Origin of the sequence: uncultured Ellagibacter sp., from assembly GCF_934617235.1 — a bacterium.
Classification (GTDB): domain Bacteria; phylum Actinomycetota; class Coriobacteriia; order Coriobacteriales; family Eggerthellaceae; genus Ellagibacter.
Map to the genome: position 1 here is coordinate 1 of NZ_CAKTTZ010000037.1, position 24,798 is coordinate 24,798.

Here is a 24,798-nt window from a genome sequence, read left to right on the forward strand (position 1 = left end):
TCCGAAATCGGATCAGGCATGATACTTGCCGATCGAGGCGGCATGCACAAAGGCGCTGAACAGCGGATGCGGGCGGGTCGGGCGGCTCTTGAACTCGGGGTGACCCTGACTTGCAACGAACCACGGGTGATCGGGAAGCTCGATCATCTCGGTCAGACGGCCGTCGGGCGACACGCCAGAGATAACAAGCCCCGCCTCCTGAAGGCGATCGCGGTAGGCGTTATTCACCTCGTAACGATGGCGATGGCGTTCGTAGATGATTTCCTCGCCATACGCTTCGAATGCGCGCGAGCCGGGAGTCACCCTGCAGGGGTAAGCGCCCAGGCGCATGGTGCCGCCCTTGTCTTCAACATCCTCCTGCTCGGGCATGAGGTCGATCACGGGGTATTCTGCCTGCTCGTCGAATTCTGCCGACGTGGCACCCGTCATTCCTGCGACATCGCGGGCAAATTCGCACACCGCCGCCTGAAGTCCCAGGCAGATGCCGAGAAACGGTACTTTGTTCACGCGAGCATAACGCGCCGCAGCGATCTTGCCCTCGAAGGCGCGCTGGCCGAAACCGCCCGGCACGAGAATGCCGTCCATTGAGCCGAGGGTTTCCTCGGCGTTGTCGTCGGTAAGCTCCTCGCCGTCGATGAGGTGCACTTCCACGTGGCGCCCCTCATGGACACCGGCGTGACCGAGGGCCTCGATGACGGAAAGATACGCATCCGGAAGCGAGACGTACTTGCCCACAACCGCGATGTCGACCTGGCCCTCACAGTTGTCCGACGCCTCGAGAAACGACTTCAGCGGCGTCAAATCGATCGGCCGCACCTCAAGCCCGAGCTTGTCGAGAACCTTCACGTCGAATCCCTGCTCGTCGAGGGCAAGCGGCACCTGATAGATGGAAGGCGAGTCGACGCAAGCAAGCACGTCCTCGGTCGCCACGTCGCAGAACAGCGCAATCTTCTCGCGCACCTTGTCGGTGATCTCGTGATCGGAGCGACACACGATGAAATCGGGCTGCACGCCGATGGAGCGCAGCTCCTTGACGGAGTGCTGCGTGGGCTTGGTTTTCACCTCATGAGCTGCGGCGATATAGGGAACAAGCGTCACGTGCACGAAGAGCACGTCACCTGGATCTTTCTCCTTTTTGAACTGACGGGCAGCTTCGATGAAGGGTTGGGATTCGATGTCGCCGATCGTGCCGCCGATCTCGGAGATGACGATGTCGGCGTTCGATTGGGAGGCGATGCGGCGCAGACGCTCTTTGATGGCCTCGGTCACATGGGGAATGACCTGCACGGTTCCGCCGAGGAAGTCGCCGCGTCGCTCGCGCGCGATAAGCGTCTGGTAGATAGAACCCTGCGTGAAGTTGGACTCGCGCGAAAGGGATTCGTCGATGAAGCGCTCATAGTGACCCAAATCGAGGTCACCCTCATGGCCGTCATCGGTGACGAAGACCTCACCATGCTGGAACGGGCTCATGGTGCCGGGGTCGACGTTCAGGTACGGGTCCATCTTCTGCATGGTCACCTTGTAGCCGCGCGCCTTGAGCAGATGCCCCAAAGACGCCGCCGTGATTCCCTTGCCCAACGATGAGACGACGCCGCCCGTTACAAATATATGCTTGGCCATGATTCTCCTTCTGATGCGCAACCGAAATGCTATCCAACCTCGTGAGTTACGACCTCGGGCTGCGCGAGTCGACACGCTCGGACGCGGCCAGGCAAACTCCAAACGTTCGTTCATTTTACTCGAACGAGCAAAACGCACGGGGAACGCACCGCGCATTTAACACATCAGTAACGAAGGAAGGGGCGCTGCAGAAACCCATGCCCACAGCGCCCCTCATACAAGCGAAAAGCAATCGCCGCAGCCCAGGTATACCCCCTGGACAGAAAGGCGCACAGCAGGGCGCACGCTCAAAAGAAGAAGCGCGTCATCAGGGAAAGCGCACTACCCCAGCGCCAAGACGTCGCGCGCGAGGACGGTGACCATCTTCGCCGTCGCTGCACGATCGGCCACGTATTGCGGAAGCGCGTTGTTCGAGCCGTTAGAAGGCGAACCCGTCATGACACCCGCCTGGGCGCACCAGGCTACCGCATCGCGCGCCCAAGGGGAAATCGCGTCCGCGTCGTCAAAGATGTCCAGGTTTGACTGGTCAACCGCGGTGTTCGCGCCTGCAATCTTGTTCGCATAATTCGCAATCATCTTGGCGAGCTGTTCGCGCGAAACCTCCATGTCAGGCGCGAAATCGTTCGTTCCGTCCCAACCGTTCACGACACCGACCTCGCGTGCCCAGGTAAGCGCCTGCCCGTAGAAATCCTCGTAGTTCGCATCATCGAACTCGGGCTTGTCGGAAGTGACCTGGGGCTTGCCCGCCACGCGCCAAAGGATAGTGACTGCCTCGGAGCGTCGGAGGGCATTCGCGGGCCCGAACAACGTCGTGCCTTCATACCCGGTGATGTAGCCATGGTCGTAAACATAATCGACAACGCCCGAGTCGACAAACCAGTCGCCATAGTAGCAATCGCTGAAATGCTCGGAGGGAACGCGCCCGTCATCGACGCCAGCCGACGCGTATGAGATGCGCACGTTGCCCATCCAATCGCCATAGCGCAGCGTGAGCCCGCGCGAGGAGAGCGACTCAGGTTCGAGTCCCGAGGTCCGGTCGGGGTCGAGGATGATGAAATTGTCGGTGGAAAGATTGTCCGGGTTATCCACGCCCTCGTATCCGATAACGGTGACCCAGTGCTGCGAGCCGCTTCCCGTGGTCACGAAGAGCACGACCGGATGGCCGTCGTTGATGGCGTTATAGAGCGTGCGAAGCACGTCAGACTCGCTCCCGATGACACGGCAGTCGAACTCGTCGGTCATGTTCTTGCCGTAAAACCCGCTCTCGCCGCGGGAGCCGCCGTAGTAGTCGAACTCCGCCCACGTGTGCACGATGCCTGTCGTGATGGTTTCCGCATACGCCGCGGCGTAGCCCAAACACGACCCGCCCGTGTGCTGGAGCCCCACCTGGTTGATGAGCACCTGGTCGAACTTGAGCATGCGCCCATTCGACTGCAGTGTGATGCGGGCCTCATCCGCACCCGATGAGGATCCCTCGCTTACCGCAAAGGCAGCGGGCGGAAGGGAGAGTGCAGAGGCGAGGGCGATTGCGCACGCAGTAGCGGCAGAGTCCTTGAGAAAGCGAGACGGTCGAGAAGCCATGAAACCTCTTATCCGGACGAAGGGCCGCACCCCTCGTCCTGCAGCGGGAATTCGCAAACCCGCCGATCGCGAGAACATAAAACAGCGTCGATTGTAGCATGAGGGCCGAAAACGCCCCCTCGTACCTGCGTGTTCCCTCCATAACGCCAGGTGAGAGCATCCTGCCTCGCGGGTGGCCACGATTGCTCGCGAAAACGGGTTCTTTGAATCTTCGCGGCAAGAACACCTACTGCGCGCCCCCTTCGCTATAATGATTCGGTTCATGGGTTTATAAAGGTTGCGTTAAGCGGAAGGGTCTCGTTCATATGCGCCAAGGATTCGACAACGACAAATACATCGCACTTCAAGCAGAGCACATCAGAAGCCGCATCAACCAATTCGGGGGCAAGCTCTACCTCGAGTTCGGCGGCAAGCTCTTCGACGACTACCACGCGAGCCGCGTCCTTCCCGGGTTCGAGCCCGACAGCAAGTTCCGCATGCTAAAGACCATGGTCGACGAGGTCGAGATCATCATCGCGATCAACGCGAACCACATCGAGAAATCAAAGACGCGCGGCGATCTGGGCATCACCTACGATGAGGAGGTCCTGCGCCTGCTCGACGTGTTCCGCTCGCGCGGGTTCGCCACCTCGGGCGTCGTGATCACCCACTTCGAGAACCAGCCTTCCGCCGTGGCCTTCCGTTCGCGCCTTGACGGCCTGGGAATCAAAAGCTATCTGCACTACCCCATCGCCGGGTACCCCTACGACACCGCGCGCATCGTCTCCGACGAGGGCTATGGCAAAAACGAGTTCGTGGAAACGACGCACCCGCTCGTCGTGGTGACCGCCCCCGGCCCCGGCTCGGGCAAGATGGCAACCTGCCTCTCGCAGCTCTACCACGAGCACAAGCGCGGGAACCTGGCGGGTTACGCGAAATACGAGACCTTCCCCATTTGGAACCTGCCGCTGAAGCACCCGGTCAACATCGCCTACGAGGCCGCGACGGTCGATCTGGACGACGCGAACTGCATCGACCCCTTCCATCTGGAGGCCTACGGAAAGACCACGGTGAACTACAACCGGGACGTGGAAATTTTCCCCGTGCTGAAGACCATGATGGAGCGGATCGCAGGAGAAAGCCCCTACCAGTCGCCCACCGACATGGGCGTGAACATGGCGGGGCTTGCGATTGTGGATGACGACGCCGTGCGCGACGCCGCGAAGATGGAAATCGTACGCCGCTACTTCCAGGCTGCCGTCGACGCGCGCCGCACCGGCATTCACGAGGAACGCGTCGAGCGGCTCGAGCTTTTGATGAACCAAGCGGGCATCGACTCGAGCTTCTCACCTGCGCGTTCGGCTGCACTCCTTAAGGAGGAGACGACGGGCGGCCCCGCGGGTGCCATGGTGCTTGCCGACGGGCGCGTGGTCACCGGCAAGACGTCTCCGCTTTTGGGCGCCGCGTCCTCGCTTTTGATGAACGCGCTCAAGGCGGTCTCAGGCGTCGACGACGACATCTACGTCATCAGCGACGACGTGATCAAGCCCATCTGCACGCTCAAGACCTCGACGCTGCATTCGAAGAACCCGCGCCTGCACTCAGACGAGACGCTACTCGCGCTCTCGGTGAGCTCCGCGACCGACCCGCTCGCCCAGCAGCTTCTCGACCACGTGGACGACCTGCGCGGATGCGACGCCTTCTTCAGCGTGATCCTCTCCGCGACCGACGAGAGGCTCTACCGCACCTTGGGAATCAACGTCTGCTGCGAGCCGAAATACGAGCAGCGCAGCTACTACCATAAGTAAGGCGCCTGCACGATAAAAAAACGCCACGGCCCCATCGAGCCCCGCATGAGTGAGTCATCGTTCATGCACAAGGGCTAGATGGGGCCTTCGGCTTTTCCTAGCAAGCAAGCAAAAGCGCCTTTTCTAATCTGACAAGACAAGAGAAGTACCCTTGAGGGGAAATTCCTTCGATTCGATCGAGGAACGCATCAATCCATGACAGTGGATGCTTGACGACGAACGAACGCGCCTGCTCCTCGTAGCCATCGCCTTCACCCACACGTCGGCACAGCTCCGAGAGATAAAGCAGCTCGATGCCCATATGATCCTCGTACTGGCGGTTCTCGTTGCTCAGCTCCAATCCGAGGTCGTGCAGGTAATTGCGCATTTCGAAGGTTGCCTCACCAAAGCCAACGTTGGTGCTTCCACGATACATCGTCTCCCACGGTGGTGCCGCCGGCGAAGGAGGCCCGACGAACAGGCGCGTGTATTCGACAGACACAGCTTCGACAGCCCCCTTACCGCGTTCCTTTCCAATTCGCTCAACGGTACTCTCGCAGAGGCTGATAGCCTCGCCAATACCATCTTCGCCAAAGTCGGGAAGGCTTTTCCAAAACAAAGGATCGAGACCTACAGACTGGGTTTGCGTCATAGGTTTGAGCAGGGAGTTTCCGATGAAAGCGAGCATATCGCTGTATCGCAAATAATCAATTTGAGTAACGATGGACATCGTTTGCTCCTAACTACCCTCGTACCGCCCACAGAAAGGCAATCTGCAGACGATACGAGAAATAAAAGCATAAGAGGAGATGAGAAGGGTATCGCACTAGGCAGTTAAGAAGCTCGAGCTTCGCTGACCCCCGCCATTGGAACCGTCGCCTTCCCTTCCCCGATTAGCTTCGATACCAAGGCAAGATAAACCAGAGTTGCAAGGGATATAACACCAAGTACCACAAGAATCTCGATCGGTGTCGGAGCATATGACCCGGCAGTCGACCAGATATCGACGCCACTGGAATGCGCGGCAACGCTCGAACCTGATGAAATGCCAGGAGCACCCGCCATGTTCGGATGAATGAACGAGGTAAACAGGAGCCATACGCGCTTGCACAGAACACCAAGCACCACGAGGGCGCTTGACACCATCACAAGTCCCGTGCGCTGACGGTTCTTGGCGAACACCAGGATGCAGAAGGGAACAATCAGACCGGCAACAACTTCGAACCAAAAGAACGGAGCCGTCGCGCCCGAAAACATCTCGCCAAGGAGCTGTGCGCCACCCGCAGACTGGGGATAGGCGACCGTGAGGACCTCGCAGCCGACGAAGAAAGCATCGACGGCAATGCAGGTCGCGAGCAGACCGGCAAGACTCGCCATGAGATCGCGCCCCAGCTTGATAAGCTTCGCCTTCTCGAGCGAGACGAGCGAGATAAGCAGGAGGGCGAGACCCGAATCCATGGCAGAGGCCACGAAGATAGGCGCCATGATGGCCGAGTACCAGCCCTCGCGTGAGATCTGCAAACCGAAGATCCATGCCGTCACGCTGTGCACGAGGATGGCGATGGGGAGGGCAAAGCGGCTGATGACAGCGACTTTGCCCCGATCGGCCTTCTTCGAACACATGAAATACAGGTACAGGATGTTAATAACGAGATAGCAAACGATAACGCACACGTCCCACAAAAGCGGAGACATGAAGTTCGGGCCTGTGAGGATGCGCCAGACGCGGTACACCCCGCCAAGGTCAATGAGAACGAACAAGCCCGCCACGCAGATGCACACCGTGGACAAGATGACCGCCGGCAGAGCGACCTTCTTGAACTTCTCAATATGAAACACCGAAGCAGAGCTGGCAACGATAAGGCCGCCTGCAGACAGACCGACGAACAACATGAACATGGTGATGTAGAGACCCCATGAAGCGCCATTGCTCATGCCAGTGACGCCAAGGCCATTCATCAGCTGAAACACATAGGCGCATAATCCGGCGATCGTCAAAATGCCAAGAATGCCCACAGCGATTTTGTTTCTTTTAAGCAATTCCATAGCGCACCTCCTCTATTTGAAGTAATGGACTTGCGGACGCGTGCCCTGGTCTCCCAACAGCACAAATCCATCGTGACTGCGAAGGGTTCGGGAGATTTCGCTATCCGGATCATCAAGATCACCGAAGATGCGCGCGCCAGGCGGGCAGCATATCACGCACATGGGCTCTTCCCCGCGGTCGGTGCGCTCTTTGCACATCGTGCATTTCTCAGCAACGCCCTTCGGGCGAACAGGGACATCCTTGTCCCCGTAGTTGAAATCGGGATTGCGCACAGGCTCGTTCCAATTGAATACGCGCGCGTTGTACGGGCATGCTGCCATGCACATACGGCAGCCAATGCACTTGTCGTAATCGATTTCTACACGGCCCTTGTCATCTTTGTAGGTCGCGCCCGTCGGGCACACCCTCAAGCAAGCAGGGTTTTCACAATGCTGACATGCGACGGGGATATAGGTGCGCTCCAGATTTGGATAGCTGCCAAGCGCACCGTCGATCACATCGCATCCCTCGGTGAGCACGCGGTTCCATAGCATGCCGTCGGGCACATTATTCTGCATCTTGCAGGCATTCGCGCAAGTATGGCACCCGATACAGCGCCCAAGATTAATGGCAATTGCTAATTTGGCCATAAGATCTCACCTACGCTTTCTTTATTTCGACGAGCGTATCATTAAAAGGAATGACAGGGCCCTTGAGCAAATCACGACCTCGATCAAGCACCGCATCATTAGTTAGATTTTGCAAGTTTCCTTCCTGCATATACTTGCTCCAAAACCCTTCGTACGAGCGAACGGTTCCCGGCCTCACCGCATTGTTCTCTTGCACTCTGCAGCTCGCAGTCCCTCTATCATTCACTATCTGGACCATGTCGCCAGTTTTCAGACCACGGGATTCCATATCGGTTGGGTTTAATTCGACAAAAGGATCGACGAACTGCCGAATCCAATCAGCGTCGCAAAAATGATTGTGAATATGGAATCTCGTTCGTGTTTGCAGGAACACCAGCGGGTATTTTTCGCGCAATGGGTTATCCGAATACACCTCATTTGGCTTTTCGTAAGTAGGCAACGCCTGATTCCACTTAACCATCTTTTCGTAGTAGATCTCGAGTCTCTTCGTCGCCGTCTTCAATCCCTTGTCTAAGTTGAGACGGGCGGGGCGAGACACTTCGGGAAGAGGATAGAGGCCCTTGCAATCCTGCAGCTGCTCCACTGTTAGAGAGGAAAGCCTTTTGTCTTTGGAGTTTTTCAGCTGGTAACGAACATTTTCTTCTCTCGTCTTGGGAAGAAGATCCCCATATCCCAAGCGACTAACCAGCTCGCGCTCAATATAGAAGTCGCTCTTACTCTCAAATAGCGGATCGATAACCTTCGATTGGAGCCGAACATGACTTTGGGCAACGCTAACACCGCCGACTTCATCTTCGCACTCGAACCGCGAGCAAACAGGCAGAACGTAGTCGGCCCAATCGACAATCGAGGTATGATATATCTCCGCCACAACGACAAGCTCAAGCCCTTTGAGCCATTTTTCCGTTTCATGCATATTAGCGAAAGACTGAAGCAGTAAATCGCAAGGAGCGAACAGCGCTTTGATTTCTTCGGTTGCCCGTTGCTCGATGACTGCTTTTTTCTGCTTGCTAACGGAAAACTCTTTCGGAAGCGGCCAGGATGCCAGGGGAGCTGAAGGGGCTCCCGTTCCACCCCCAAAGACACCTACCGAAGCCCCAGGTTTTCCGATTTGCCCCGTTATCGAGGCTAGAACGATGGCGGCGTGCCCAACGATATCGGCGTTCTCGTATTTATCACCTCCGCCGTATCCCAAAGACAAGCTTGCAGGGCCGCCAGTTGCATACAGCTGAGCCAGGTAGTGAATCTTATCAGCATCGATGTCGGTCTCTCCCTGCGCCCATTCGAGAGTGTATTCAGCCTGCTGCTTCTTGAGCAACTCGAATACCGGCTTCACCGTCTTACCATCAACCAAGAACTCGCCTTCGAGCGCTGCTTTCTCGTTTCCAGGCGTAAAGGCTTCCGGAGCGCCGCTTTCGACGTTCCACACAAGATATTGGGCATCTGTGTCGTCGCCAGTTTTCAGCAGCTTCCCTGATTCGACGTCCACTAGGTACGGGAACGAAGTATACGAGCGCATAAAGTCCTCGTCGTACCAACCATTTTTGATGACATCGGATATCATTCCAAGCAAAAGGGCAGCATCCGTCCCGGGGACAATCGGAATCCACTCGCTAGATTTACTCGCGGTGGTAGAAAAATTTGGATCGATGGTGACGATGTGGACACCGGCCTCTTTCGCCTCGAAGAAGGCCCTGGTCGTGACGAGCTTGGATTCGAGTAGGTTGTTCCCCATATGGATAATGGTTTTGGAATTCACCCAATCCAAGTCCTCGTTCGTGCCCGAGGCGAATCCACCGCCCAAGCCCGTTGCAGGATCGAGCCCGTTTCCAATGCCTGTATCGATTCCCGTATTCTTATCGGTCAGCGCGCCTAGGATGTTCATAAGAAATGAGTAGTTTGCCTCTTTGGCGCGCTTCACAAAGATGCTCTGACCGCCATATTGTTCTTTAATGCTAGTCAGTTTGTCTGCGATTTCGTCGAAGGCTTCATCCCAGGTAATCTGAACGAATTCCCCGGCCCCTCGTTCGCCGACCCTTTTTAAAGGGGTCTGAATTCTCTCGCAAGAGTAGATATGCTGAACCTCGGAAATGCCCTTAAGGCAGCATGTTGCAAACCGCTTGTCCGCCCATGCCTGATTAGGCTGAATCATCGCAAGCCTGCCATCACGAACCGTGCATTGCAGAGAGCAATGTCCGCTACAATGCGACTGATGAGTCGTATATGCAACGCGCTCCTCCGCTCCCTCGTCGGCATTCGCCTCGACAGGAGCCAGCCAATTGCTGGAAGATGTCATTCCCGCAGCGCCCGCTAAGCCCAAGGCTCCAGCAACACCAGCAGTTTTGAGAAAGCTTCTTCGAGTTAGCTCGGCATGCGAGCCTGCCACTTCCCCCATTTCCTCTCCTCTTTGACCAGAACGATTCGCCAACAGCGACCGCGAGCCCCAAACTTCGTCTCCCCCAGTGCAACGACGGCGAACCATCCGTCTGACATTATATGGGATTGGCCAAATCCTATGACAATCAAGATATCAGATTGTCATAGGGCAATCAAGATAATCCTATGATTTTTTGTCATATGATTATCTTGATTGAGCGATACTTAATCTGAGAAGCGCTATTTCGAAAGCAGCTTATTTATGGCCAAGAGCGTCCTTCATCGTGTCAGGAAGCACATCGCTAAACCCTTCGCTAAAGGAGCTAGGAACGACCACAGTTCCGCCCGTCTCCCGCACGCTCTCGTAGAGCAGGTGCATCGCGCGCAAGCGAAGAGCAGAATCGTTTGCGTCATACGCTTTGCTTATGTCATCGAGCATATCGCTGATGTCCTGCTCTGCCTCCATCAAGATAATGCGCGCTTTCTTGCGTTGCTCGGCCTGAGCTTCAAGCGACATAACGTCCTGCAGTTCTTCGGGAAGAAGAATATCCCGAACTTCCACAGAGAGAATCGTAATGCCCCAAAGCGCCACCTTCTCTTCGAGAGTGCTTTTCAGCTCGCGGTCAAGCTGTTCGCGACGAATGGCCACCTCTGCCGCGCCCGCCCGTCCAATCGCATCGCGTAGCGCCGTTTGCGCAGCAAGCTCGACTGCGCGGGAGAAGTCGCCCACCTCCGTGCAAGCCGCCTTCGCGTCCCACACCATCCAGAACAGAACAGCGTTCACATTGATGGGGACAAGATCGGAAGTAAGAGTCTCCTCCGCCCCAAAAGTCGTCGACCTGATTCTCGTATCCACCCGCATAGCATTTTGCTCGATGATGGGAATAGTCCAGTACAAGCCCGGACCTGAGACACGATTGAATTCTCCCAATCGGAGAACCACCACGCGCTCCCATTGCTGAGCGATGTGGGCCGACATTACCGCAAGCATTGCCACTACAAAAGAGCAAGCAATGGCAACGATCCCCACTTTCCCAAAAAGCAGCGATGAGAGTCCCATCACGACACAGAGACTCACCAAGAACACTGCTATTGAGAACACAAGGACCCCTGAACTGGATGCGCGCTCTCCGACCACCTCGGTGCTTGCGTCTGGAACGACCTCTGGCATCCGCTTTTTGCGAAATGCACGAGCACTTCCTTCTCTAACATGAGTGCTTGATCCACTTGTCTTCACGCGTCGCTCCCTTGACTCCCCTGCTACCTTGCAGCTTTCTTATCCGAACCAGGTATATCGACTTCAACGATACGCGCAGCACCGCGCTGTTTTTTATCGCCAGCGCCAAGTTCGGCCATCTTCATCCGCTGAATACGGCGAGTGATGCCCGCCTGCACGTCATCGAGGGATAGACCCATGTTTCGACATGCGACAATACAATCATCCATGACTTCGTTCAGCTCTTGTGCGTATTCACCATCCGCTTCGGCATTGAGATCTCGGACGAATGCGCCACGTCCGCGAGTCGACTCAATGTAGTCGTCGGAGGCCAAGCTAAGATATGCTTTGTTCACAGTGTTGTAATTGATTGAAATATCGGCAGCAAGCGCTCGAACAGTTGGAAGTTGATCGCCTGGTTTAAAGTATCCCGTGCTAATAAGGTACACGAGGCGTTGACGCAGCTGCACCCACAGTGGAACATCACTCGTCTTGTCTGGTTCAAAAGGGAAACTCATCGTCTTCTACCTATCCTCTCGTTTCCACTCGAAACGTCTGCTTCGCTATTATTCATTCCGCTCAAATTCCGGGGTGAACGCCAGCCTGAACAAGGCAGTAGCGCATCACAAATCCACCTGCAAGCACGCAAGCAGCCGATGTCATCCCCAGCGAGGCGCGAATAGGCTGCCGTGAGCACAGCTGGTAGTCGAGAGCAAGCGGAACAACAAGCCCAAGCAGCACGAAGCCCGCCCAGAAAAGACCTGAATTCGACCCGAGCACCAGCTCCTTACCCGACAAAACGGCTGTCTTGCTTGCAGAAACAAGGGTCGTCAGCAAAAACGTAACGACGGACAAAGCCTCTAGAGCAATAACAAGCCCATCAAAAAATGCAATCTGTCGTAGCACGGAGCCGAACACGCTCCCAAGCCCCGCAAGCAGCGACGCTCCCATCACAAGTCCCATTCCGCACGAAAGCGACGACAAGATGAAAAGCGCAGGAAGCCATATGTTATGCCATAGGGGAACGGAGCGAAGGCTCTGAAGCAGCAAGCCCGTGTAGGCAATAACAACAAGCGAGATCAATGCTGTCAAAACGCAGAGCAACCGCAGAATAAAAACGCTACTTCTTCGAATCATTTGCGCCCATATCAACGCCTGTAGTGTTGCGCCGAGTATGCAGAAGATGAGCGCATACGCGCCGATGGTGATGTGAACCGCCCTGGGACTTGTGAATAGCTGCAAAACCATATCCGCCCTTCCAAGGTCAGCGAAAAGGAAGAGACCGCCAGCGACAAGGGCAACAAGGGCAAACGCAAAGCCAAATCCGAATAGTTTTCTGTACTCCCAAGACACGAAAATGCTACGTGCGGGACCCTTTGAGAACCGACTCCGGGGGACAAGGATGCCCATGACCGACAAGACGAGGCAAGCACCAGCGCCCGCGCCACCGAGGAATAAATAGCAAACAACGAGTTCGCTGAACATGCTCCCCTCCCCATCGTCAATAGAATTGTCTTAATTCAATTTCCATCATTCTACTATTTCGCTCAATAGTGTTCCTTCTGGTTACATTAATTGGTAAGCATCTTTCCCATATCGAATAAGAATGGGCCACCTGGGAAACTTGCTCCTCCCCAAAAGACTCACCCGTTTGCGCCGGATGCGTCTCATATCACAGGCTGCTGCAGATTATCGCAGGATTGCAAGTGTTCGGATGAACTTGCGAATCAACCTCGCCCCGCGAATCGCGTGATTTGCGGGGCGATTCGTGGTTTTCCCTTCCTCTTGCCAGCTGCACAGCTTATACTGAGCAGCTGCACAAGGAGTGCGGGTGACCCAGCGCACGGCCAGGCATCCAGCCTCGAAGCATACAACGAAAGGGACGGCTATGCCTGTTTCCAAGCAGACCGTCGCCACGTTCCAGCGCGCGAAAGCCGAGGGCAGAAAGTTGGCAATGCTGACCGCCTACGACTATTCGACCGCGAAGCTTCAAGATGAAGCGGGCGTTGACGGCATTCTCATCGGCGATTCCTTAGGGAACGTCATCTTAGGGTACGAAGATACCCTCTCAGTTACCATGGAAGATATGATCCACCACAGCCGCGCAGTCGCGCGCGGGGCAACGCATGCGCTCATCGTTTGCGACATGCCCTTCCTCTCCTACGAGGTGAGCGTGGAAGATGCGGTGCGCAACGCCGGGCGCCTTTTGAAGGAAGGCCGCGCGAACGCCGTGAAACTCGAGGGCGGACGCGAGGTTTGTCCCCAGGTGCGCGCCATCGTGGCCGCAGGCATCCCCGTGATGGGGCATCTCGGCTTGACCCCGCAATCGGTCAACGCCTTCGGCGGCTTCAAAGTGCAGGGGAAAACGGAGGAATCCGCCCGTGCGCTCCTCGACAACGCCCACGCCCTTGAAGAGGCCGGCGCCTTCGCCATCGTGCTCGAATGCGTGCCCGCCGCCTTGGCAGAGCTTGTCACCAACCGCATCTCGATTCCCACCATCGGCATCGGGGCCGGCTCGGCGTGCGACGGGCAAATCCTCGTCTACCAAGACATGCTCGGCATGACGAGCGGCTTCTCCCCCAAGTTCGCACGATGTTTCGCGGAGGTTGGCGAGGTGATGCGCAAGGGCTTTTCCGACTACATCGAAGCCGTCGACGCAGGCACCTTCCCCGCTGAAAGCGAAACCTTCCACGCGGGCGACGACGTCATCAAGAAACTGTACTGATCCACCAAGAAAGATAACTCCCTTATGAATATCGCAACAACCGTCGAACAGGCGAAGCAAACCGTGCACCAATGGAAGGCCGAAGGGCTGACCGTCGGACTTGTCCCCACGATGGGCTATCTCCACGAAGGGCACGAAAGTCTCATCAAGCGCGCCGTCGCCGAATGCGACCGCGTGATGGTGAGCGTTTTTTTGAACCCCATCCAGTTCGCGCCGAACGAGGACTTGGCCACCTACCCGCGCGATTTTGAAGCCGATACCGTGCTTATCGAAAACGCTGGAGCTGACCTGGTATTCCACCCCGAGCCGACCGAGCTCTACGCTCCCGACGCCTGCACGTTTGTGAACGTGGAGGGCATCACCTCCGAGCTGTGCGGCAAAACGCGCCCCACGCATTTCCGCGGGGTATGCACCGTGGTCTCCAAGCTCATGAACATCTCGCAGGCAGATCGCGCGTACTTCGGTCAGAAAGATGCGCAGCAGCTCGCCGTTGTGCGAAGGATGGTTCGCGACCTGAATATGAACGTGGAAGTCATCGGCTGCCCCATCGTGCGCGAAGCCGACGGCCTCGCGAAGAGCTCGCGCAATACCTACCTCTCCGCCGCCGAGCGCGAAGCGGCGCTCGTCCTTTCCCGTGCCGTGCGCGAAGGGCAGCGCCTCATGGAGGCAGGCGAGCGCAGCGCAGACACTATCCTTGGCGCCATGCGCGCGATTATCGAGGCGGAGCCCCTTGCGCGCATCGATTACGTCGAGATGGTGTCATGGGACGGCATTGAGCCTGTCAGCACCGCCACCTCATCGGTCCTCGTGGCCATGGCGGTCTACATCGGCAAGACGCGCCTCATCGACAACTTCATCTTCGAAATGTAGAAACGCGGAAAGGGAAAGCCCATGCTCTTGCATATGTTGAAGGGGAAAATCCACCGCGCGACGGTCACGCAGGCGGAGCTTAACTACGTCGGGTCGATCACCGTCGATGAGGCACTCATGGAAGCCGCCGGCATCCGCGAGTACGAGAAGGTGGCGATCGTCGATATCAACAACGGCGCACGTTTCGAAACCTACGTTATCGCAGGCGATCGAGGCAGCGGAACCATCTGCTTGAACGGTGCCGCCGCACGCTGCGTCTCGGTTGGCGACAAGATCATCATCATGTGCTACGCGATGATGACCGAGGAGGAAGCGGATGCCAATCCTCCGCGCGTCGTGCTCGTGGGCGAGAACAACTGCCCCGAGCGCGTCACCCGCTACGAGCGTCACGGCGAGCTCGAGCGCTAAGCAAGCCTTAGGAGGGCGCCCACTTTTGCGGTGCCCTCCCGCACCAAAGGAGCCCCAGCTGAGGGGCTCTTTTCTTATTAGGACGCCCTTTTATCGAGGGGGGACACCTTCCCAAAGGCGACGTCCCTAGAAGAACACCGAGGACGCGTACTCGTAAAAGTTCTCGCCCTTGTAGCGAAGCAGCGTCGTCGGCTCGGCTCCGCGGCGAACGTACATGCGCTTGATCGGGGATGAGAACTCGGCCATTTCGCCATCGATGAAAAGGGTCGCCTCCCGTCCCGCCGCATTTTGCGACAAGTCCATTTCGACAACATCGTTTGCCGAGGTCAGCATTGCGCGGGCACGAAGTGAATGCGGCGCGATCGGCACGGCGATCAACCCGTCGAAACCGGGCGCCACAAGCGGTCCGCCCGCGGAGAGCGCATAGGCGGTCGAGCCCGTCGCCGTCGCCACCACAAGCCCGTCGCCGCGCATCTCGGCGATATGGACGTCGGAGATGGAAAGCGAGAAATCGACGATGCGCCCGTTCGCGCCGCGCGTCACCGCCGCCTCGTTCAAGGCGAAAAACGTATGGCCGCCCGCCCCTTCTTGCGACGACTCTTCCCCTTCGCACTCGTCGTCGTCAAACCAGGTAGAAACCTTCTCTTCATGCGACGAAGCCATATCGACATCCGCATCAGGGGAAGCCCACGGGTCGGACTCCCCCTCGCAAACGATATCGACACGCAGATTGCTGCGCCGCTCGCTCACCGTCTCGCCCGCAAGCGCCGCCGCCACGATAGCCACCACACCGTCTTCGCTCTCGTTTGCAAGAAAGCCCAATCTCCCGAAATTGATGCCCAGAATCGGGACACCCGACACACCGACCGCGCGCGCCGTTCGCAGGATCGTTCCGTCGCCGCCCAGAACGACCGCCATATCGACACCGCGGGCAAGCTGGTCGGAAACGAGGGGGTTCGGCGCGAGACCTTGTAGGTCAGAGGAGTCGAAGACTGCGTAATCGATTCCCTGAGTTCCCAGGTAAGTCGCTAAAAGCAGTGAAGCGTCGATCGCTTGCGAATTGGAGTTATTGCGTACGATGAGCAGGTTCATAAGAGCACTTTCGTTGTGTTTGCTAAGATGAGATGATTATATCCGAAGAGAATTGGTCGTTTGCATGTCAGACAAGCTCGCACGAGCTCAACATAGGCGCGTCCCCAAGCAACCCGACGCCCGCCATGCAAACGAAGCGCCGGTCGAGCAAACTCGCTTGCGGGCAACTGGCGAGACGGGGCAGATTCCCATCGTGGGCAAGCACGCGGGCGTCGACAAGGCAGCACAGCTCGACGCCCGACGCGAGCGACAGGCCCTCATGCGAAAGGCCGCACCAGGGGAAACCTCGGCCATCCCCATCATAAGCAAGCATGCCGGCGTCGACAAAACGCGCAGCGTGGCGCATGGGTCCCATACGGGAGCACCCGCCAGCTCGAGCGCCCCATCGTGCAACGCCGCGGGCACACCCGAGTTCTCGCCCGCGTGCGAGCTCGCTCCCACGCCCGCGCCCGCCCCCGACGTCACCATCGTTGGCGAAGAGCCCGAAAGCAAGGCATCCTCCGTGGGCGCCTCAGCTGCGCTCATGAGCGTATGCGTGCTCTTCTCCCGCATCACGGGATTCTTGAGAACCTGGGCGATGGCCTTCGCGCTCGGCTCGTCTTTCCTCTCGAGCTCCTACCAGGTTGCGAACAACTTGCCCAACATGCTCTACGAGCTCGTCATGGGCGGCATGCTCGTCACCGCGTTTCTGCCCGTCTATATCTCGGTTAAGAAGAAATCTGGCACCCAGGCCGGCAACGCTTACGCGTCGAACCTGCTCACGCTTGTGACCATTTTCCTCGGCGCACTCTCGATCCTGTGCATGGTGTTCCCTGCCCAGGTCATCTACACGCAGACGTTCTACTCCGATCAATCGTCGAGTGCGCTCGCGACGTTCTTCTTCCAGTATTTCGCCATTCAGCTCGTGTTCTACGGCGCATCGTCTATCGTATCGGGCCTTTTGAACGCGAATCGCGACTACCTGTGGTCTTCGATTGCCCCCGTGGCAAACAACGTCATCGTCATCGCAACATTCCTCATGTACGCCGCAATCGCGCCCATAAACCCCGATGTCGCCCTGTTCGTCATCGCCATCGGCAACCCGCTTGGCGTCTTCGTCCAGATGGCCATCCAGCTCCCCGCGCTCAAGCGAAACGGCATTCGCTTGCGCCCCCGCGTGGATTTCCACGATCCGGCACTTCGCGACACGCTCGCCATCGGCGGGCCGACGTTCCTCGTGATGATCATCTCGTTCGCAACCGTGTCGGTCATGAATGCAGCCTCCTACTGCTTCGCAATCGACGGCCCTTCGATCCTCGCGTACGCGCGCCTGTGGTACACCCTGCCGTACTCCTTCCTGGCGATCCCCATCACCACCGCCATGTTCACCGAGCTTTCGGAGATGAAGGCGGAAGGCGACATGAAAGGCGTCGTCTCGGCCATTACGAACGGCACCGCGCAAATCATGTTCCTGCTCGTTCCCTTCGCGCTCTACCTTGCCGTGTTCTCGGTTCCGCTCGTCACGCTCTACCATGTCGGTGCCTTCACGATGGAAAACATCCAGTCCATTTCGAGCTATCTAGCCGTGCTCGCATTCGCGCTGCCGTTCTACGGCGTCAGCTCCTATCTGCAGAAAGTGTTCTCGAGCCTGCGGAAGATGGGAGTTTACGCAGCGCTCAATTTCCTTGCGGGTGTTGTTCAGGTTGCGCTTACGGCATTCTGGGCATGGACAACCTATAACGGCAACCCGAACCCTGCGACCATCGAGTCCATAGCACTCGCATCGATCGCATTCTACGTGGTTGGCGACGTCGCGATGTTCATCTATCTGAGAGCACACCTCGGCCATGTGGGAGTAAGGAAAATCTTCGGTGCCGCGCTCGCCGGTCTTCTGCTCGGCGCGGCGGGCGCCCTTTGCGGCTTCGGTGTGCTGTTCGCACTTGAAACGTTCATTGGGCCGCTGTCCGGGTCGCTTTTCCAAGCGTTCGCCTACATCGTTGCAGGCGGGCTTGTGAGCCTTATTGTGACCTTCGGCCTTGCCCACAAGCTGCACATTCCCGAAGCGTTGTTCATCACCAATATTGCCGGGAAAATATTTAGGAAACTACGCCGTCACTAGCGGCATCCCCTTATGAAAAGGAACGTCATGACCACCTTGAAACCTCGCATCGCACGCAAAGAAGAAATCGGGAAGCTCCTCAAGCCGATCGTCGTCGGAGGCGATATCCTCGCCTACAGCTATGTTCGCGAGCTCAATCGAGCCTTTGGCATCGACAAGACCATCGTCCTTGCAGCGGCCGACATCAAGATGCTCTCGACAAGCCGCTTCACCGACTATCGCCTTACCCCCGGCGTCCATGATGCAGATGTGCTCTACGCAACCCTCGAGGCGATTGCTGCCGAATTCGCGCGCGAGGACCCCGCATTCGTCCCGATGGTGTTCGGTTGCGATGACTGCCATGCACGCATGCTCTCGGAGGCAAAGCCGCGCCTCGAGGCAGCAGGCATCGTTGTTCCCTATATCGATTTCGAGCTCCTCGATGACATCACCCAGAAGCGCCGCTTCTACGAGCTGTGCGAAGAGCTTAGCATCCCCTACCCCAAGACGTGGTACTTCGACTGCAGTGATGCCGGCCCTGACGAACTGCCGCTCGACGAGCTGCCGTTTCCCTTAATCGCGAAGCCGTCGAACTCAGCACAATTTCAAGACGCCGAGCCGACGGTGCGCGGATGGCGCAAGATTTACGAAATCGAGGACGCCGCCGAAATGGCCGACGTCTGGAAGTCGCTGCGCGAGTCGAGCTATAACAACCTCATGGTCGTCCAGGATTTCGTGCCTGGCGGCGATGACGCGATTCGAACGCTCACCACGTTTTCCAATGCGCAAGGCGAAGTGCGCTGCGTATCGGGCGGCGTCGTGTGCCTGCAGGACCACGACCCCACGGCCATCGGCAACCCGCTTTGCATCCTTGGCGAGCGCGAAGAGGCCATCATCGAATGCGCAAAACGATTCATACGCCGCGTCGGTTACTGCGGTATGGCCAACTTCGACATCAAGCTCGACGAACGCGATGGGTCGTTCCGCTTCTTCGAAGTGAACACACGCTGCGGCCGCAACACCTACTACATGAGCCTTGGCGGGCAAAACTTCGTCGAGCTGATGGTTCGTCAGTTCGTCCTCGGTGAAGATATCCCCTATCACGAAGCGTACGACCCCTTTGTCTACTGCTGCGTGCCAGCCTACGTGCTGAAACGCTCGATGTCGAACGAAGTGCGCCTTACCGAAGCGCTCAAACGCCTGCGCTCAAACGAAGAGCACTATCCGCTGCATTATGCGCCCGACACGTTCTCGCACAATCTCTGGGCGAAAATCATGTACGTGAATCAGATTCGCAAGTTCAAAAAATTCTATTGGGATACGGAAGGCAAGCAGCTGAAATAGGCTATTCACTCGCCTTCGAAACCGGACGCTTGTAGTCGGGCTCAGTCGTGAGAACGACGGGCCCGTCTTCAGTAATGGCAACCGTTTTCTCGAAATGGGCAGACGGCTTCCCATCTTTCGTGCAGATGAGCCACCCATCAGGCATAGAGGCGAATTTATGCGTCCCGGCGTTAATCATGGGTTCGATAGCGAGCACCATGCCTACGCGCAGCGGTATCCCCCAGTGACGAAATCCATGGTTAGGGATATGGGGATTCTCGTGCATGTCGCGCCCAATGCCGTGGCCTCCATAGTCGCGCACGACGCCGAAGCCTGCGCCCTCGGCGATACTCTGGATGGCATGACCAATATCCCCCAGGTGATTTCCCGCCCGTGCGGCATCAAGCCCAGCCCACATGCATTCCTCAGTCACACGAAGGAGCTTTTTCTTCTCCTCGTCAATTTTGCCGATGGGAAAAGTCCAGGCGTTATCACCAACCCATCCATCGACTATAGCGCCAGTATCGATCGAAAGAATGTCCCCATCGCGAAGTATCGCCTTCGCCGAAGGGATACCATGAATAATCTGATCATTGATTGAAGCGCAAATCGAACAGGGGAAGCCTCCATACCCCTTAAATGCAGGAATACCGCCTTCAGCGCGAATCAGTTCCTCCGCAAGCTCGTCGAGCTCGAACGTCGACACACCTGGCTTCGCATGCTCACCTAAAACTCGAAGCACCTTGGCAGAAAGGCGCCCCGCCTCACGCATCGCATCGATTTCAGCAGGAGACTTCAAGATCACAGCATTTGCTCTCATCAATACCATCCCTTCTATCAGCTTATACCAGTATAGCCCCAAAAACAAAAAGAGCGCGGCACGAATGCCACGCTCATTTATCGATAGATTGAGTAGCCGAATAAGCTATTCAGCAGCGCTGGTGTATGCACGGGTCACGGAAGAATCCACCGCAACGCCCGGGCCCATCGTGGAAGAAACGGAGATGGACTTCACGTACTTGCCCTTAGCGGCAGCCGGCTTCATACGAAGAACCTCATCGTAGACGGTGCCATAGTTCTCAGCGAGCTGCTCAGCGGTGAAGCTAGCCTTACCGACGATAACGTGGGCGATGCCATAACGGTCGGCGCGATACTCAACGCGGCCGCCCTTGAGCTCCTTGATAGCCTTAGCAACATCGGTGGTCACCGTGCCGAGCTTGGGGTTCGGCATGAGGCCACGGGGGCCGAGAATCTTACCGAGACGGCCAACCTTGCCCATCTGATCAGGGGTTGCAACAGCGGCGTCGAAGTTGAACTCGCCAGCCTGAATCTGCTGGGTGAGTTCCTCGGTGCCCACGATATCGGCGCCAGCTTCCTTGGCAGCCTCAGCCATGGCGCCTTCGGCGAACACGGCAACGCGGACGGTCTTACCAGAGCCGTTGGGCAGGGACACCGTGCCGCGGAGCTGCTGGTCAGCCTGACGGGTGTCGATGCCAAGGCGGAAGTGAACTTCCACGGTCTCGTCGAACTTCTTGGTAGCAAGCTCCTTAACGAGCGTCATAGCCTCGAGGGGGGCCAGCGCCTCAGCAGGAACCTTCGCGATGGCTTCGCGATAAGCTTTGGATTTCTTAGCCATTCTATAAATCCTTTCGTGGTGTTGGCGAGTTGTTAGCTCTTCCACTTAAACAAACAGGGAGAGGCAATTAGGCATTGCCCTGGAGCATTGCAGCGACCTTGCGAGAAGGAACGTACTTGATCTTCATCTCGCGGCCTTCGATGCGAACGCCCATGGAACGAGCGGTGCCGGCGATGATTTCCTTCGCAGCATCGATGTCGTTCGCGTTGAGGTCGGGGAGCTTGATCTCGGCAATCTCGGTGAGCTGAGCATCGGTCAGGGTGCCGACCGTCTTCAACTGCGGGATGCCAGAGCCGCTCTTGATGCCGAGCTTCTCCTTGATGAGCACAGCCGCGGGAGGGGTCTTGCACACGAAGGTGAAGGACTTGTCCTCGTAAACCGTGATCTCAACAGGGATGATGGTGCCGGACTGGTCCTGCGTCTGAGCGTTGAACGCCTGGCAGAACTGCATGATGTTAACACCCTGCGCACCAAGTGCAGGGCCTACCGGCGGAGCCGGGTTGGCAGCGCCAGCCGGAATTTGCAGCTTGACGAAGCCGGTTTGCTTCTTTTCAGCCATCTGTACTACCTTTCAGATGAATCGCTTACTGGTTACTCTCTATCGCAAAGCGTATACGTGGTGAGAAGCCCCGGTCCACGCGGGCACCGTCGCACACGCTAGTGCACTCAAACTAAATGCGAGCGACCTGGTCGAAGGAAAGTTCGACCGGCGTTTCGCGACCGAAGATGGAAACCATAACCTTTACCTTGCCGGATTCGGGCGCAACCTCGGAGATGACACCGTCGAACTCGGCCAGAGGACCGGAAACCACCTTGATGGTCTGCCCCACTTCCAGCGTGGTGGAAGTCTTCTTCGGGGCCTCATGGCTCGTACGCTTCATGATCTTGTTGTACTCATCGCGCGTGAGCGGAGCGGGCTTGCCATCGCTGCCAACAAACCCGGTAACACCTGGGGTGTTGCGGACAGCTGCCCAGCTACGATCGTCGAGCTCCATACGGACGAGAACATATCCTGGGAAAACCTTCTTCTCGCTTTCCACACGGCGACCGCCCTCTTTGATCTCGGTCACCATTTCCGTAGGAATCTCGATTGCAAACACATTATTCTCAAGACCCATAGTCTCGACACGAATCTCAAGGTTGGTTTTCACCTTGTTCTCGTAGCCGGAATAGGTGTGCAGGACATACCACTTCTTCGACATTACTTAAACACCCAGCCCTGAAACGAAGACGAGCAACGGCGTGGCGATCAGATTGTCGAGAACGGCAACGTAGACACCGAAGAAAATCAAAGCGCAGACAACTACGACGCTCCAACGGGCGACATCTTGCTTCGTCGGCCAGGTGACGCGCTTCATCTCGGCCTTCACATCGCGAAGGAACTGGAAACGCTTCTTCTTAGGCTTTGCGTCCTTTTTGTCCTTGGAGACAGCTTTAGCCGCTGATTTCTCAGCGGTTTCTTTCGATTCCGAATCCTTTTTAAACAAAGAACGCTTCGGCTTTTCCTCAGCGACCTCTTTCACTTCCACCGAGGATTGCTCTTCGTTTTCGAGCTCCTCGCGCGCCTGCTTGCGCTGAGCACGAGCAGCGGAAGCCTTCGCTCGTTGAGTCTTAGATTTCTTTGCCATGTGCTTCCTTTATTCGGGAATTTTCATTCCTTCTAAACGCCAAACAAGCAGCCTTTCAAGGCTGCTCGCATACGACAAGCTGGCAGGCCAGGAGGGACTCGAACCCCCAACAAACGGTTTTGGAGACCGCCGCTCTACCAATTGGAGCTACTGGCCTGTACCTGATTCTAGACCGATCCTCTAACGAGTTTCGCGATGCACGGTGTGCTTACCGCACCACTTGCAATACTTGTTGAACTCGAGGCGGTCGGGGTTGTTCTGCTTGTTCTTCTTGGTCGTGTAGTTGCGGCGCTTGCACTCGGTGCAGGCCAAGGTGACCAATGTACGCATTAATAACTCCTTTTACCAATCACTTCTAGCAAGCTGTCGCATACACATGAATTCGAACAGCGAGGGGATACTATATCGCATCCCCTCGCCATAAGCAACTACAAAAGTAAAGTTACTTGATAATCTTGGTCACGCGACCAGAGCCAACGGTGCGGCCACCCTCGCGGATAGCGAAGCGGAGGCCTTCCTCCATGGCAACCGGGTGGATGAGCTCAGCGGTGATGGTGACATTGTCGCCAGGCATAACCATCTCGGTGCCCTCAGGCAGATGCGCAACACCAGTGATGTCGGTGGTACGGAAGTAGAACTGAGGACGATAGCCATCGAAGAACGGGGTGTGACGGCCGCCTTCTTCCTTGGTAAGGATGTAGACCTGGCCCTCGAACTGCTGATGCGGGGTAACCGAACCCGGCTTGCAGAGAACCTGGCCACGCTCGATGTCCTCGCGCTTGATGCCGCGGAGCAGGCAGCCGATGTTGTCGCCAGCCTGAGCCTCGTCGAGCAGCTTGCGGAACATTTCGATGCCGGTGCAAACCGTGTTCTGGGTCTCCTTGATGCCGATGATCTCCAGCGGGTCGTTGACATGCAGAACGCCACGCTCGACACGACCGGTAGCAACGGTACCACGGCCGGTGATGGTCATAGTGTCCTCGACAGCCATCAGGAACGGCTTGTCAACGTCGCGCTCCGGAGTCGGGATGTACTCATCGACAGCGTCCATGAGGTCCCAAATCTTCTGCTGCCACTCGGGGTCGCCCTCGAGAGCCTTGAGTGCAGAGCCCTTGATGATCGGCAGGTCGTCTCCGGGGAACTCGTACTCGCTGAGGAGTTCACGGGTTTCCATTTCGACGAGCTCGATGAGCTCTTCGTCGTCGACCATGTCGCACTTGTTCAGGAACACGACGATGTAGGGAACGCCAACCTGACGAGCGAGCAGGATGTGCTCGCGGGTCTGGGCCATCGGGCCGTCGGTAGCAGCGATAACAAGGATCGCGCCGTCCATCTGAGCAGCACCGGTGATCATGTTCTTGACGTAGTCAGCATGGCCCGGGCAGTCAACGTGTGCGTAGTGACGCTTGTCGGTTTCGTACTCAATGTGAGCAATCGAGATGGTGATGCCGCGCTCGCGCTCTTCAGGAGCCTTGTCGATGTCCTCGAAAGCCGTGAAGTCCGCATGGGCAGTACCATGAGACCCGTCGTTCATGGACAGGGTCTTGGAAATGGCTGCCGTCAGCGTGGTCTTACCATGGTCGACGTGGCCGATCGTACCAATGTTAACATGCGGCTTGGTACGCTCGAACTTCTCCTTTGCCATTCTTTTCCTCCTTATTTTGGTTTTCGCTTCAGCAAAAACGTAATAAACAACGACGCGCCCGTAAAGGACGCGCTAATATATCAATGGTAGCGGTGACTGGATTCGAACCAGTGACGCCACGGGTATGAACCGTGTGCTCTAACCAACTGAGCTACACCG

General features: G+C 57.1%; 23 protein-coding genes and 1 tRNA gene. 6 read left to right on the plus strand and 18 right to left on the minus strand.

Annotated elements, in window-relative coordinates:
• Positions 1 to 12: 12 nt before the first annotated feature.
• Positions 13 to 1,620 (minus strand): CTP synthase, encoded by a 1,608-nt coding sequence (locus Q0G85_RS07790; RefSeq protein ID WP_297156384.1) that lies wholly within the window; start codon positions 1,618 to 1,620, stop codon positions 13 to 15.
• A 321-nt stretch (positions 1,621 to 1,941) separates the two neighbouring features.
• Complete coding sequence (locus Q0G85_RS07795; RefSeq protein WP_297156386.1) at positions 1,942 to 3,201, minus strand: S-layer homology domain-containing protein; 1,260 nt, start codon at positions 3,199 to 3,201, stop codon at positions 1,942 to 1,944.
• A gap of 305 nt (positions 3,202 to 3,506) precedes the next feature.
• Here Q0G85_RS07795 and Q0G85_RS07800 point away from each other — a divergent pair, with 305 nt between their 5' ends.
• Positions 3,507 to 4,988, plus strand: a complete 1,482-nt coding sequence (locus Q0G85_RS07800) for a DUF1846 domain-containing protein (RefSeq protein ID WP_297156388.1) — start codon at positions 3,507 to 3,509, stop codon at positions 4,986 to 4,988.
• 97 nt (positions 4,989 to 5,085) lie between these two features.
• On the opposite strand, the gene Q0G85_RS07805 is transcribed toward Q0G85_RS07800, so the two are convergent.
• The 7 genes from Q0G85_RS07805 to nrfD (Q0G85_RS07835) all read right to left on the minus strand — a co-directional run bounded on the left by Q0G85_RS07805 (position 5,086) and on the right by nrfD (Q0G85_RS07835) (position 12,720).
• Positions 5,086 to 5,697 (minus strand): molecular chaperone, encoded by a 612-nt coding sequence (locus Q0G85_RS07805; RefSeq protein ID WP_297156390.1) that lies wholly within the window; start codon positions 5,695 to 5,697, stop codon positions 5,086 to 5,088.
• Between the two features lie 104 nt (positions 5,698 to 5,801).
• Positions 5,802 to 7,013 (minus strand): NrfD/PsrC family molybdoenzyme membrane anchor subunit, encoded by a 1,212-nt coding sequence (gene nrfD, locus Q0G85_RS07810; RefSeq protein WP_297156392.1) that lies wholly within the window; start codon positions 7,011 to 7,013, stop codon positions 5,802 to 5,804.
• 12 nt (positions 7,014 to 7,025) lie between these two features.
• Positions 7,026 to 7,643, minus strand: coding sequence for a 4Fe-4S dicluster domain-containing protein (locus Q0G85_RS07815; RefSeq protein WP_297156394.1), 618 nt, complete (start codon positions 7,641 to 7,643; stop codon positions 7,026 to 7,028).
• A 10-nt stretch (positions 7,644 to 7,653) separates the two neighbouring features.
• Complete coding sequence (locus Q0G85_RS07820; RefSeq protein ID WP_297156396.1) at positions 7,654 to 10,038, minus strand: molybdopterin-dependent oxidoreductase; 2,385 nt, start codon at positions 10,036 to 10,038, stop codon at positions 7,654 to 7,656.
• 237 nt (positions 10,039 to 10,275) lie between these two features.
• Positions 10,276 to 11,190, minus strand: a complete 915-nt coding sequence (locus Q0G85_RS07825) for a slipin family protein (RefSeq protein WP_297156398.1) — start codon at positions 11,188 to 11,190, stop codon at positions 10,276 to 10,278.
• A gap of 89 nt (positions 11,191 to 11,279) precedes the next feature.
• Positions 11,280 to 11,753, minus strand: a complete 474-nt coding sequence (locus Q0G85_RS07830; RefSeq protein WP_297156400.1) for a GntR family transcriptional regulator — start codon at positions 11,751 to 11,753, stop codon at positions 11,280 to 11,282.
• 61 nt (positions 11,754 to 11,814) lie between these two features.
• A complete protein-coding gene (gene nrfD / locus Q0G85_RS07835) occupies positions 11,815 to 12,720 on the minus strand; it encodes an NrfD/PsrC family molybdoenzyme membrane anchor subunit (protein ID WP_367116881.1) in 906 nt (301 codons plus the stop codon).
• Between the two features lie 403 nt (positions 12,721 to 13,123).
• On the opposite strand from nrfD (Q0G85_RS07835), the gene panB reads away from it, so the two are divergent.
• From panB to panD, 3 genes are read left to right on the plus strand one after another with little or no spacing between them, the layout of a single operon-like run.
• The gene (gene panB / locus Q0G85_RS07840; protein ID WP_297156402.1) at positions 13,124 to 13,960 is read left to right on the plus strand and encodes a 3-methyl-2-oxobutanoate hydroxymethyltransferase; all 837 of its coding nucleotides are present in this window, start codon (positions 13,124 to 13,126) and stop codon (positions 13,958 to 13,960) included.
• Between the two features lie 24 nt (positions 13,961 to 13,984).
• Positions 13,985 to 14,830: a pantoate--beta-alanine ligase gene (gene panC, locus Q0G85_RS07845; protein ID WP_297156404.1), complete on the plus strand. Its 846-nt coding sequence runs from the start codon at positions 13,985 to 13,987 to the stop codon at positions 14,828 to 14,830.
• Between the two features lie 21 nt (positions 14,831 to 14,851).
• A complete protein-coding gene (panD, locus tag Q0G85_RS07850; RefSeq protein WP_297156406.1) occupies positions 14,852 to 15,238 on the plus strand; it encodes an aspartate 1-decarboxylase in 387 nt (128 codons plus the stop codon).
• A 126-nt stretch (positions 15,239 to 15,364) separates the two neighbouring features.
• On the opposite strand, the gene Q0G85_RS07855 is transcribed toward panD, so the two are convergent.
• The gene (locus tag Q0G85_RS07855; protein ID WP_297156409.1) at positions 15,365 to 16,330 is read right to left on the minus strand and encodes an NAD(+)/NADH kinase; all 966 of its coding nucleotides are present in this window, start codon (positions 16,328 to 16,330) and stop codon (positions 15,365 to 15,367) included.
• A 64-nt stretch (positions 16,331 to 16,394) separates the two neighbouring features.
• On the opposite strand from Q0G85_RS07855, the gene murJ reads away from it, so the two are divergent.
• Both murJ and Q0G85_RS07865 read left to right on the plus strand, forming a co-directional pair.
• Complete coding sequence (murJ, locus tag Q0G85_RS07860) at positions 16,395 to 18,428, plus strand: murein biosynthesis integral membrane protein MurJ (protein WP_297156411.1); 2,034 nt, start codon at positions 16,395 to 16,397, stop codon at positions 18,426 to 18,428.
• A gap of 27 nt (positions 18,429 to 18,455) precedes the next feature.
• The gene (locus Q0G85_RS07865) at positions 18,456 to 19,751 is read left to right on the plus strand and encodes a carboxylate--amine ligase (RefSeq protein WP_297156413.1); all 1,296 of its coding nucleotides are present in this window, start codon (positions 18,456 to 18,458) and stop codon (positions 19,749 to 19,751) included.
• Between the two features lies 1 nt (position 19,752).
• On the opposite strand, the gene map is transcribed toward Q0G85_RS07865, so the two are convergent.
• The 8 genes from map to tuf form a co-directional block, all read right to left on the minus strand.
• The gene (map, locus tag Q0G85_RS07870) at positions 19,753 to 20,550 is read right to left on the minus strand and encodes a type I methionyl aminopeptidase (protein ID WP_297156415.1); all 798 of its coding nucleotides are present in this window, start codon (positions 20,548 to 20,550) and stop codon (positions 19,753 to 19,755) included.
• Positions 20,551 to 20,655: 105 nt separating this feature from the next.
• Positions 20,656 to 21,366 carry a 50S ribosomal protein L1 gene (gene rplA, locus Q0G85_RS07875; protein ID WP_297156417.1) on the minus strand — a complete coding sequence of 237 codons (711 nt, stop codon included), beginning with the start codon at positions 21,364 to 21,366 and terminating at the stop codon, positions 20,656 to 20,658.
• Positions 21,367 to 21,433: 67 nt separating this feature from the next.
• The gene (gene rplK / locus Q0G85_RS07880; protein WP_158049736.1) at positions 21,434 to 21,925 is read right to left on the minus strand and encodes a 50S ribosomal protein L11; all 492 of its coding nucleotides are present in this window, start codon (positions 21,923 to 21,925) and stop codon (positions 21,434 to 21,436) included.
• 112 nt (positions 21,926 to 22,037) lie between these two features.
• Entirely contained in the window at positions 22,038 to 22,568 is a 531-nt protein-coding gene (gene nusG / locus Q0G85_RS07885; protein ID WP_158049737.1) for a transcription termination/antitermination protein NusG, read from the minus strand.
• A 3-nt stretch (positions 22,569 to 22,571) separates the two neighbouring features.
• The gene (gene secE / locus Q0G85_RS07890; RefSeq protein WP_297156419.1) at positions 22,572 to 22,994 is read right to left on the minus strand and encodes a preprotein translocase subunit SecE; all 423 of its coding nucleotides are present in this window, start codon (positions 22,992 to 22,994) and stop codon (positions 22,572 to 22,574) included.
• An 80-nt stretch (positions 22,995 to 23,074) separates the two neighbouring features.
• Positions 23,075 to 23,151: transfer RNA gene (locus Q0G85_RS07895), tRNA-Trp, on the minus strand.
• Positions 23,152 to 23,174: 23 nt separating this feature from the next.
• The gene (gene rpmG, locus Q0G85_RS07900; protein ID WP_158049739.1) at positions 23,175 to 23,324 is read right to left on the minus strand and encodes a 50S ribosomal protein L33; all 150 of its coding nucleotides are present in this window, start codon (positions 23,322 to 23,324) and stop codon (positions 23,175 to 23,177) included.
• Between the two features lie 112 nt (positions 23,325 to 23,436).
• Positions 23,437 to 24,639, minus strand: a complete 1,203-nt coding sequence (gene tuf, locus Q0G85_RS07905; protein ID WP_297156420.1) for an elongation factor Tu — start codon at positions 24,637 to 24,639, stop codon at positions 23,437 to 23,439.
• Positions 24,640 to 24,798: the final 159 nt, after the last annotated feature.

Bases quoted from the DNA above. Each gene is read 5' to 3' on its own strand.
- panD (WP_297156406.1), top strand. From the start codon at position 14,852: ATGCTCTTGCATATGTTGAAGGGGAAAATCCACCGCGCGACGGTCACG.
- tuf (WP_297156420.1), bottom strand. From the start codon at position 24,639: ATGGCAAAGGAGAAGTTCGAGCGTACCAAGCCGCATGTTAACATTGGT.
- Q0G85_RS07815 (WP_297156394.1), bottom strand. From the start codon at position 7,643: ATGGCCAAATTAGCAATTGCCATTAATCTTGGGCGCTGTATCGGGTGC.
- nrfD (WP_367116881.1), bottom strand. From the start codon at position 12,720: ATGTTCAGCGAACTCGTTGTTTGCTATTTATTCCTCGGTGGCGCGGGC.
- Q0G85_RS07800 (WP_297156388.1), top strand. From the start codon at position 3,507: ATGCGCCAAGGATTCGACAACGACAAATACATCGCACTTCAAGCAGAG.
- panB (WP_297156402.1), top strand. From the start codon at position 13,124: ATGCCTGTTTCCAAGCAGACCGTCGCCACGTTCCAGCGCGCGAAAGCC.
- Q0G85_RS07820 (WP_297156396.1), bottom strand. From the start codon at position 10,038: ATGGGGGAAGTGGCAGGCTCGCATGCCGAGCTAACTCGAAGAAGCTTT.
- Q0G85_RS07825 (WP_297156398.1), bottom strand. From the start codon at position 11,190: ATGCCAGAGGTCGTTCCAGACGCAAGCACCGAGGTGGTCGGAGAGCGC.
- Q0G85_RS07805 (WP_297156390.1), bottom strand. From the start codon at position 5,697: ATGTCCATCGTTACTCAAATTGATTATTTGCGATACAGCGATATGCTC.
- Q0G85_RS07830 (WP_297156400.1), bottom strand. From the start codon at position 11,753: ATGAGTTTCCCTTTTGAACCAGACAAGACGAGTGATGTTCCACTGTGG.
- secE (WP_297156419.1), bottom strand. From the start codon at position 22,994: ATGGCAAAGAAATCTAAGACTCAACGAGCGAAGGCTTCCGCTGCTCGT.
- nusG (WP_158049737.1), bottom strand. From the start codon at position 22,568: ATGTCGAAGAAGTGGTATGTCCTGCACACCTATTCCGGCTACGAGAAC.
- rplK (WP_158049736.1), bottom strand. From the start codon at position 21,925: ATGGCTGAAAAGAAGCAAACCGGCTTCGTCAAGCTGCAAATTCCGGCT.
- rpmG (WP_158049739.1), bottom strand. From the start codon at position 23,324: ATGCGTACATTGGTCACCTTGGCCTGCACCGAGTGCAAGCGCCGCAAC.
- murJ (WP_297156411.1), top strand. From the start codon at position 16,395: ATGTCAGACAAGCTCGCACGAGCTCAACATAGGCGCGTCCCCAAGCAA.
- nrfD (WP_297156392.1), bottom strand. From the start codon at position 7,013: ATGGAATTGCTTAAAAGAAACAAAATCGCTGTGGGCATTCTTGGCATT.
- map (WP_297156415.1), bottom strand. From the start codon at position 20,550: ATGAGAGCAAATGCTGTGATCTTGAAGTCTCCTGCTGAAATCGATGCG.
- Q0G85_RS07865 (WP_297156413.1), top strand. From the start codon at position 18,456: ATGACCACCTTGAAACCTCGCATCGCACGCAAAGAAGAAATCGGGAAG.
- Q0G85_RS07855 (WP_297156409.1), bottom strand. From the start codon at position 16,330: ATGAACCTGCTCATCGTACGCAATAACTCCAATTCGCAAGCGATCGAC.
- Q0G85_RS07790 (WP_297156384.1), bottom strand. From the start codon at position 1,620: ATGGCCAAGCATATATTTGTAACGGGCGGCGTCGTCTCATCGTTGGGC.
- rplA (WP_297156417.1), bottom strand. From the start codon at position 21,366: ATGGCTAAGAAATCCAAAGCTTATCGCGAAGCCATCGCGAAGGTTCCT.
- panC (WP_297156404.1), top strand. From the start codon at position 13,985: ATGAATATCGCAACAACCGTCGAACAGGCGAAGCAAACCGTGCACCAA.
- Q0G85_RS07795 (WP_297156386.1), bottom strand. From the start codon at position 3,201: ATGGCTTCTCGACCGTCTCGCTTTCTCAAGGACTCTGCCGCTACTGCG.